This is a genomic window from Globicatella sulfidifaciens DSM 15739, assembly GCF_900167405.1.
GTDB lineage: Bacteria > Bacillota > Bacilli > Lactobacillales > Aerococcaceae > Globicatella > Globicatella sulfidifaciens.
In genome coordinates this window covers 1-2052 of sequence record NZ_FUWO01000039.1, presented here as the reverse complement: position 1 = coordinate 2052, position 2052 = coordinate 1, and the positions used below count along the sequence as shown (strand labels likewise).

The 2052-nt window shown below is 48.9% G+C and carries 1 tRNA gene and 1 rRNA gene; both read left to right on the top strand.

What is annotated here, in order from left to right:
* Positions 1-304 precede the first annotated feature (304 nt).
* A 16S ribosomal RNA gene (locus tag B5D12_RS10000) occupies positions 305-1853 on the top strand.
* A gap of 69 nt (positions 1854-1922) precedes the next feature.
* Positions 1923-1996 (top strand) — tRNA-Ile (locus tag B5D12_RS09995).
* Positions 1997-2052: the final 56 nt, after the last annotated feature.

Below are 2052 nucleotides of genomic sequence, written 5' to 3'. Positions count from 1 at the left end.
GAGTGTTGGATATCATGATACTATAAGGGAGTTCCAAGCGAACAAGACGAAAGATTGAAAAAGAAGTAAAAAAAGTTGAAAAAACTTGTTGACAGTTTCAATCAAACGTGATATTATATAGAAGTTGCTTAAGCAAGCAACAACGAAGCTCATTGAAAACTGAACAAAGACAAACACCAAAAATGTGTAGGGGATAATTCATTTGAATTATCACAACATACCCGAATATAAATTCGAGACAGAGTGGTAACTCTATAAATATACAAGCTAGTAAATAGTAAGAGTCTGAAACGACTCATGAAACTTTCATGAGAGTTTGATCCTGGCTCAGGACGAACGCTGGCGGCGTGCCTAATACATGCAAGTCGAACGAACCGCGACGAGAACTTGTTCTGGTCAAGGTTAGTGGCGCACGGGTGAGTAACACGTGGGGAACCTGCCCTTTAGTGGGGGATAACAGTCGGAAACGACTGCTAATACCGCATAGACAATTTAACCGCCTGGTTAAGTTGGGAAAGGTGCTACGGCATCATTAAAGGATGGCCCCGCGGTGCATTAGCTAGTTGGTAAGGTAACGGCTTACCAAGGCGATGATGCATAGCCGACCTGAGAGGGTGATCGGCCACATTGGGACTGAGACACGGCCCAAACTCCTACGGGAGGCAGCAGTAGGGAATCTTCCGCAATGGACGCAAGTCTGACGGAGCAACGCCGCGTGTGTGAAGAAGGTTTTCGGATCGTAAAGCACTGTTGTTAGAGAAGAACGGCTACTAGAGGAAATGCTAGTAGATTGACGGTATCTAACCAGAAAGCCACGGCTAACTACGTGCCAGCAGCCGCGGTAATACGTAGGTGGCAAGCGTTGTCCGGATTTATTGGGCGTAAAGGGAGCGCAGGTGGTTTCTTAAGTCTGATGTGAAAGCCCACGGCTTAACCGTGGAGGGTCATTGGAAACTGGGGAACTTGAGTGCAGAAGAGGAAAGCGGAATTCCATGTGTAGCGGTGAAATGCGTAGATATATGGAGGAACACCAGTGGCGAAAGCGGCTTTCTGGTCTGTAACTGACACTGAGGCTCGAAAGCGTGGGGAGCAAACAGGATTAGATACCCTGGTAGTCCACGCCGTAAACGATGAGTGCTAAGTGTTGGAGGGTTTCCACCCTTCAGTGCTGGCGTTAACGCAATAAGCACTCCGCCTGGGGAGTACGACCGCAAGGTTGAAACTCAAAGGAATTGACGGGGACCCGCACAAGCGGTGGAGCATGTGGTTTAATTCGAAGCAACGCGAAGAACCTTACCAGGTCTTGACATCTCTTGCATATCTTAGAGATAAGAGAAACCCTTCGGGGCAAGAAGACAGGTGGTGCATGGTTGTCGTCAGCTCGTGTCGTGAGATGTTGGGTTAAGTCCCGCAACGAGCGCAACCCTTATAACTAGTTGCCAGCATTCAGATGGGGACTCTAGTTAGACTGCCGGTGACAAACCGGAGGAAGGTGGGGATGACGTCAAATCATCATGCCCCTTATGACCTGGGCTACACACGTGCTACAATGGATGGTACAACGAGTCGCTAACTCGCAAGAGCATGCCAATCTCTAAAAGCCATTCTCAGTTCGGATTGTAGTCTGCAACTCGACTACATGAAGCCGGAATCGCTAGTAATCGCGGATCAGCACGCCGCGGTGAATACGTTCCCGGGTCTTGTACACACCGCCCGTCACACCACGAGAGTTTGTAACACCCGAAGCCGGTGGCCTAACCAATAGGAGGGAGCCGTCGAAGGTGGGATGGATGATTGGGGTGAAGTCGTAACAAGGTAGCCGTATCGGAAGGTGCGGCTGGATCACCTCCTTTCTAAGGAGTACTGGAACTACACAGAGTTAGGATTTGTCATTGTTCAGTTTTGAGTGAGGTTCACTAAACGGGCCTATAGCTCAGTTGGTTAGAGCGCACCCCTGATAAGGGTGAGGTCGATGGTTCGAATCCATTTAGGCCCATTGCTCAACAAGCAACAATATGGTATAATAAAATACCAGCACGGGGGATTAGCTCA